Source organism: Burkholderia sp. Tr-20390 (assembly GCF_017104595.1).
Classification (GTDB): domain Bacteria; phylum Pseudomonadota; class Gammaproteobacteria; order Burkholderiales; family Burkholderiaceae; genus Burkholderia.
The window spans coordinates 1-6,390 of sequence record NZ_JAAGPC010000305.1; the positions used below are offsets into that span (position 1 = coordinate 1).

The window sequence follows — 6,390 nt, forward strand, 5'->3', positions numbered from 1 at the left end:
TCGTGCTGTTCGCGGCGTTGAGCCCGCGGCGCCTGGTCGAGCGTGCGCTCGACGCGGAACGCGGGATCGACGTGTGGATCACCGCCGGCGGCGATCGGCGCGCGATCGTCAGCGTCGAGACGACGACCGACGAGGCGTCGGCATCGCCCGACCTGATGCGGCGCACCGACGAGCTGAATTTCGGCGGCACCGTGCTGACGCTCGCCTATTCCGCGGACGGCCGCCCGAGCGCCACCGGCGCGCAACGCGCGGCCGGCACCGTGCTCGCCGCGGGGCTGATCGCGTCGATCGCGTTCGCGGTGCTGATCCATGCGCTGCTGCGCGGCCGCATCGCCGTCGATTCGGGCGCGAGCAGCCGCGGCATCCTCAACGAGGCGCGGATGATGGGCATCATCCGTTCGTCGATGGAAGCGATCATCACGATCGACGAAAAACAGACGGTCGTGATCTTCAATCCGATGGCCGAGCAGGTGTTCGGCGTATCCGCGATGGAGGCGATCGGTGCGCCGCTGTCGCGCTTCATCCCCGAGCGGTTCCGCGCCGCGCACGCCAAGCACGTCGACCAGTTCGGCGTGACGGGCGTGTCCGAGCGGCAGATGGGCCGCCAGCGGGTGCTGTTCGGGCTACGCGCGAACGGCGAGGAATTCCCGATCGAGGCGTCGATCTCGCAGATCCGCGACGCGTCCGGCAAGCTCTATACGGTGATGCTGCGCGACATCACCGAGCGGCAGCGCGCCGAGAACGCGCTGAAGCAGTCGCGCGAGGAATTGCGCGAACTGTCGGCGAACCTGCAGAACGTGCGCGAGGAGGAAAAGACCCGCATCGCGCGCGAACTGCACGACGACCTCGGCCAGCAGCTCACCGCGCTGAAGATGGATCTGTCGGTGGTCGAACAGCAGCTGCGCGTGCCGGGTCGCACACACCCCGACGAAGACGTGCAGACGCACCTGCAGGGCATGCGGCGGCTGATCGACGCGACGGTCGCGTCGGTGCGGCGCATCGCGGCCGACCTGCGGCCCGTGATGCTCGACGATCTCGGCCTCGTGCCGGCGATCGAATGGCTCGCGAACGATTTCACGAACCGCTACGGAATCGATGTCGAACGGCACATCGAAACCGGCGGGCTCACGTTCACCAGCGCGGGCGCGACCACGTTGTTCCGGATCGTCCAGGAAGCGCTGACGAACGTCGCGCGCCACGCGGATGCGACGCGCGTCGCGCTGCGGCTCGACGTCGAGGAAGGCTTCTGCGTGTTGCGTGTCGCGGACAACGGCCGCGGCTCGGCGCCCGGCGGCCCGGCCCATGAAGACAAATCGTTCGGCCTGATCGGCATTCGCGAACGCGCCCACATGCTGGGCGGCAGCGTGACGATCGACACCGCGCTCGCGCGCGGTTTCTCGATCACCGTCGCGCTCCCGCTCAGTACCGTCCAACAGGAAACGCTCATCTCATGATCAAGGTGCTCATCGCCGACGACCATACGCTTGTACGCGACGGTCTGCGGCACATCCTCCAGAACGCCACCGGATTCGAGGTGGCCGGCGAAGCCTGCGACGGCCCGTCGACGATCGCGCTGGTGCGCGCCACGCCCGCGCAGGTGCTCGTGCTCGACCTGTCGATGCCGGGCCGCAACGGCGTCGAACTGATCAAGCAGATCAAGGACGAGAAGCCCGCGCTGCGCGTCCTCGTGCTGACCATGCATGCGGAGCAGCAATACGCGGTGCGCGCGTTCCGCGCCGGCGCGTCCGGGTATCTGACCAAGGAAAGCGCGAGCGCCGAGCTGGTCGGTGCGGTCACGAAGGTGGCGTCAGGCGGCGTCTACGTGAGCCTCGCGATGGCCGAGCAGTTCGCGCAGAGCCTGAACGAGCCGGCCGAGACGCTGCCGCACCAGCGGCTGTCCGACCGCGAATTCGACGTGTTCCGGCGGATCGCCGCCGGCCAGACGCTGACCGAGATCGCCAACGCGCTGTGCGTGAGCGCGAAGACGGTCAGCACGTACAAGACGCGGATCCTGGAAAAGATGCAGATGCCGCACGAAGCGGCGCTGGTGCGGTACGCGATGCGGCACAAGCTGCTCGACGAAACGGACGACGTGTAACGGACGACGTCCGGCAGCGGCGGGATGGCAGGTGCCGCCGGCCGGGCGGCGCGCCCTGCTTACCCGCTTACTTCGCCGGCACGGGGCACGCGAGATCGCCTTCCTCGCAGGACAGGTAGCCCTTCAGCGTTTCGGTGCGCAATTTCGTCAGATCGTCGAGGCAGGTCGACACGACCATCGGATACACGCTGCCGCCCTCGGCGTTCGCGCTGGAGAAGTTGCATTCGGCATCGCGGTACGCGATCCACGCACGCTGCGCATTCACGAGTTTGTCGGCAAGCGGCCGCGCGTCGCGCAGGCGTGCGGTGACGGCCTGGTACGTCCGGTTCAGCTCCCCGTCGGTTTTCTTGTACGCGCGGTCGGCGCACGCCGTCATCGCCGCCTGATCCGTCGCGTCGGCACAATTCGCCTGCGCGTGGGCGACGTTCGCCGCCAGCGCGAGCGAGCACAGCAGACCGGTCAAGACACGCATGGATGCTCCTTGTTGTTCGTTGAAGTCGTGGAACCCGGTGCCGGGCTTGCCGCGCGGTCGCGCATCGGCCGCCGTCTCTCGTGGCGACACCGATCGCGATGCTAGCGTACGCGCGCCGGCTTGTCAGCCGGTGTCGCGGCCTGCGACGGCTTGCATATCGCCCCTGCGCACCTACACTTGAAAATCGATACGCCGCTTCGGGCCCGCGCTATCGCATCCATCCCGTCTCCGCTTCCGCGCATTCCTCAGCGCATTTCGCGTTCGCATCGCCGAGCGGGGTGACGATTCGTCTGCCAGCCTCCTCCCCCCAGCCCAACGTGCCTTCGCCGTCGCCCCCTGGAGGGAATCATGAGTTATCACCTTGAAGGCCGTCTGCTCGAGGTCTGCAACTGTCGCGTACTCTGCCCGTGCTGGATCGGCGAGGACCCCGATTTCGGCGTCTGCGACACGATCGTCGCGTGGCATGTCGACAAGGGCACCGTCGACGGCGTCGACGTGGGCGGCAACACGATCGCCGCCGTATGCCGCGTGCCCGGCAACATCCTGGAAGGTAACTGGACGGCTGCGATCTACGTCAGCGACACGGCGTCCGAAGCGCAGGAGCAGGCGCTCCTCAAGGTCTACACGGGCGAGGCCGGCGGCCCGATCGCCGAACTCGCGAAACTGATCGGCACGGTCGTGTCGATCGAACGCGCGCCCATCACGTTCAATGTCGAGGGGGCTCGCGGCACGCTGTCGATCGGCACCGATTACCACGCGGAACTCGAGCCCTACCTCGGCCCGAGCGGCGCGCAGACGACGCTGACCGACACCGTATTCTCGACGGTGCCCGGCGCGCCGGTGTTCGTCGGCAAGGCGCCCGTCTACCGGTCGAAGAATGCGGCGATCGGCATCGACGTCGACCTGAAGAACCACAACGCGCTGCAGAGCACGTTCCGGTTCGACGCGTGACGCGCGATCGCACGCCAACGGTCATGGCTGCGTCGCTGCACCGGCGCCTGTTTCCGCTCGTGCTCGCGAGTCTCGTCGCGTTCGCCTGGCTCACCCTGTGGGCGTGGACGCGCAGTCCTTACGGGCGGTACCTCGACCACGGCGACGGCGCGTTGGCCGAACCGTTCAGCGCGCTTTGCCGTGCGCTGCCCGGTGGCGCACTGTGGCTGCCGGCCGCGTTCACCGCGGCCGGCTGGACGCTGATGATCCTCGCGATGATGCTGCCGACGACGCTGTCGCTGTTCGACGCGTTCGCCCGCGTCGTCGCGAGCCGCCCCGACCAGACGCGCCTGCTCGCGCTCGTCGGCCTCGGCTACGTCGCCACGTGGAGCGGTTTCGGCCTCGTCGCGCATGGGCTGCACGGGCTGCTGCTGGCCGGTGTCGCGCGGGTGCCGGCGCTCGCGTGGCGCGGCTGGCTGATCGGCGCGGCCGTCTTCGCGCTCGCCGGCGCGTTCCAGTTCAGCGGACTGAAGACGCACTGCCTCGACCGGTGCCGCACGCCGTTCAGTTTCGTGATCAGCCGCTGGCGCGGCCGCACGCCGATGCGTCACGCGTTTGCATTGGGCGTCAGCCACGGGCTCTTCTGCGTCGGCTGCTGCTGGGCGCTGATGCTGCTGATGTTCGTCGTCGGCGCCGGCAGTCTCGGCTGGATGCTGGCGCTCGCCGCGTTGATGGCCCTCGAGAAGAACGCGTCGTGGGGGCAGGCGCTCACCGCGCCGCTCGGCGCCGCGTTGTTCGGCGCGGCCGTGCTGATCGTCGCCGGCCACGCGTGAGGCCCGCGATGCGACCGCCCGCCTCTGCCCTCGTGCTGCATGTCCGGCCGGGCGTGCGCGTCGTCGCGCTGACGTCGATCGCGATGCTCGCGTTCGCGTCGAATTCGCTGCTGTGCCGGCTCGCGCTGCAGGCCGGGCGGATCGACGCGGCCAGCTTCGGCAGCCTGCGTCTCGTATCGGGCGCGCTGATGCTCGCGATCGTCGCGCATGCGGGGGCACGACGACCTGCCCCGCCCGCCGACTGGCCGGCCGCGGCGATGCTGTTCGCGTACGTCACGTGCTTCTCGTTTGCGTATCTGACCGTCAGCGCGGCCACCGGCGCGCTGATCCTGTTCGGCGCGGTGCAACTGACGATGTTCGCGGCGGGATGGCATGCCGGCGAGCGGTTTGCCGCGACCGGCTGGGCCGGGTTCGGCGCGGCGCTCGGCGGGCTGGTCTATCTCGTGTCGCCCGGGCTCGCCGCGCCGACGCCGCGCGGCGCCGCGCTGATGACGGCAGCCGGCATCGCATGGGGTATCTATTCGATCCGCGGCCGTCGGCCCGTCGATCCGGTCGCGGCCACCGCCGGCAACTTCCTGCGCGCCGCGCCGCTGGCACTCGCGCTGAGCGTGGCACTCGCCGCCCGCCTGCACGTCACGCCGGCCGGCCTCGTGCTCGCCGCGCTTTCCGGTGCGCTGACGTCGGGCCTCGGCTACGTGGTCTGGTATGCCGCGCTGCGGCACCTCACGGCGATGCGCGCCGCGGCGGTTCAGTTGTCCGTCCCGCCCATCGCCGCGTGCGGTGCCGTGCTCCTGCTGTCCGAACAGCCGACCTGGCGGCTCGCGCTCGCATCGGCCGCGATCCTCGGCGGCGTCGCGACCGTGCTCGCGACGCGGGCGCGGCGGGCGGGCAGCACGCGGTGATGCCCGTCAGGCGCGCCGCGCTCACGCAGCCCCACCCATTCAAGCGGCCAAAATGCAAAACCCGCACACGGATACCGTGCACGGGTTTCGGATGAAACGGCAAACCGGGCGCCCCTGCGGGCGCTGCCTGGCTTAGTGGCCGAAGAACACCGACGAACGGTCGGTGGCGGCCGGCACGACCACGCGCTGGCCCGATTGCGACGCAGCGGCCGGGTTCGAACCGTAGCCCGTTGCATCAGCTTGCGCGCCGGTGTTCTGCGCGGCGGCGATCTTTGCCTGTGCGGCCTGGATGTTTTCCGGGTAGTTCATCCAGTCGTTCGGGTTGTAGCCGGCCTTTTCGAGCTGGACCAGCTCGGCGCGCACTTGCGCGCGCGTCAGCGGCTGCTGGTTCGATTGGGCGAAGGAGACGACCGGTGCGGCCACCAGGGCGGCCAGTGCAACTGCCTTGATCAGCGATTTCATGATGCGTTACCTCCAGAATTGTTTTGTCAGGCGCTTCGGACTCGGGGTCGTTGCGCATGACTAGAAGTCTAGGAGGCCACGCTATCAGGGTAAATACTTAAATCGCGAATTCACTGTTGACGGAAACCATACAATCGCCACGGAATACGCGGAATCATCAGATGATTATCGGCATTCACGCACTGAATACCGTGGCACGGCGCCCGGTGCGTCCAGCCCTGCATCAGCGCCGCCGGTCGGTATCCGACGACGCCATCAGCCGGTCGAACAGCAGCGCCTTGAGGCGGATCAGGTCGTCGGCGCCGGTCTCGCCGAACGCCGCGTGATGCAGCGTCAGCGCGGGCGCGGCCGGGTCGGCATGGACGGCCCGCACCGTGCCGTCGAGCGCCAGCAGCTCGACCCGGTCGCCCGCCGCGTACGGAAGCTGCACGCGCAAGGGTTCGCCGATGGCGGCGATCGGCCGGTCGACGGCAATCGACAGGCCGCTCAAGCTGATGTCGTGCACCATCCCGATGCCTTCCACCCCCTCCGACCCGCCCGTGCAACAGGCGGCGATCCGCACCGGCACGCGCGGCTCCGCGCGCGTGCGCAGCCGGTCGACGAAGCCGGGCGGCGACAGCACCAGGAACCGCGCGGCACCCGCCGCCTGCACCGACTCGACCGTCGCGCCGAACCGCGACACCGCGGCACGGC

At 69.2% G+C, this 6,390-nt stretch carries 8 protein-coding genes; 5 read left to right on the forward strand and 3 right to left on the reverse strand.

The genetic code is table 11. The features are described 5' to 3' along the window. The coding region (locus G3N98_RS37735) for a PAS domain-containing sensor histidine kinase (protein ID WP_206150967.1) at positions 1-1,454 on the forward strand (1,454 nt) is incomplete at its 5' end. Then, a complete protein-coding gene (locus tag G3N98_RS37740; RefSeq protein ID WP_006483707.1) occupies positions 1,451-2,098 on the forward strand; it encodes a response regulator transcription factor in 648 nt (215 codons plus the stop codon). The genes G3N98_RS37735 and G3N98_RS37740, both read left to right, overlap by 4 nt. Positions 2,099-2,165: 67 nt before the next feature. On the opposite strand, the gene G3N98_RS37745 is transcribed toward G3N98_RS37740, so the two are convergent. Beyond that, positions 2,166-2,570 carry a lysozyme inhibitor LprI family protein gene (locus G3N98_RS37745; protein ID WP_174974368.1) on the reverse strand — a complete coding sequence of 135 codons (405 nt, stop codon included), beginning with the start codon at positions 2,568-2,570 and terminating at the stop codon, positions 2,166-2,168. Positions 2,571-2,918: 348 nt separating this feature from the next. Here G3N98_RS37745 and G3N98_RS37750 point away from each other — a divergent pair, with 348 nt between their 5' ends. From G3N98_RS37750 to G3N98_RS37760, 3 genes are read left to right on the forward strand one after another with little or no spacing between them, the layout of a single operon-like run. Next, a complete protein-coding gene (locus tag G3N98_RS37750; protein ID WP_089474832.1) occupies positions 2,919-3,521 on the forward strand; it encodes a DUF1326 domain-containing protein in 603 nt (200 codons plus the stop codon). Positions 3,522-3,544: 23 nt separating this feature from the next. After that, positions 3,545-4,333, forward strand: a complete 789-nt coding sequence (locus G3N98_RS37755; RefSeq protein ID WP_089474831.1) for a DUF2182 domain-containing protein — start codon at positions 3,545-3,547, stop codon at positions 4,331-4,333. 8 nt (positions 4,334-4,341) lie between these two features. Beyond that, on the forward strand, positions 4,342-5,235 hold the full coding sequence (locus G3N98_RS37760; protein WP_206150968.1) for a DMT family transporter: 894 nt from the start codon (positions 4,342-4,344) through the stop codon (positions 5,233-5,235). 132 nt (positions 5,236-5,367) lie between these two features. On the opposite strand, the gene G3N98_RS37765 is transcribed toward G3N98_RS37760, so the two are convergent. Both G3N98_RS37765 and G3N98_RS37770 read right to left on the reverse strand, forming a co-directional pair. After that, complete coding sequence (locus tag G3N98_RS37765) at positions 5,368-5,697, reverse strand: DUF4148 domain-containing protein (protein ID WP_069251539.1); 330 nt, start codon at positions 5,695-5,697, stop codon at positions 5,368-5,370. Positions 5,698-5,920: 223 nt separating this feature from the next. Further along, positions 5,921-6,390: PilZ domain-containing protein (locus tag G3N98_RS37770; RefSeq protein WP_206150969.1), on the reverse strand; the 470-nt coding region annotated here is incomplete at its 5' end.

Coding starts and splice junctions, on each gene's coding strand:
- G3N98_RS37740 (WP_006483707.1), top strand. CDS start 1,451: ATGATCAAGGTGCTCATCGCCGACGACCATACGCTTGTACGCGACGGT.
- G3N98_RS37750 (WP_089474832.1), top strand. CDS start 2,919: ATGAGTTATCACCTTGAAGGCCGTCTGCTCGAGGTCTGCAACTGTCGC.
- G3N98_RS37755 (WP_089474831.1), top strand. CDS start 3,545: ATGGCTGCGTCGCTGCACCGGCGCCTGTTTCCGCTCGTGCTCGCGAGT.
- G3N98_RS37745 (WP_174974368.1), bottom strand. CDS start 2,570: ATGCGTGTCTTGACCGGTCTGCTGTGCTCGCTCGCGCTGGCGGCGAAC.
- G3N98_RS37760 (WP_206150968.1), top strand. CDS start 4,342: ATGCGACCGCCCGCCTCTGCCCTCGTGCTGCATGTCCGGCCGGGCGTG.
- G3N98_RS37765 (WP_069251539.1), bottom strand. CDS start 5,697: ATGAAATCGCTGATCAAGGCAGTTGCACTGGCCGCCCTGGTGGCCGCA.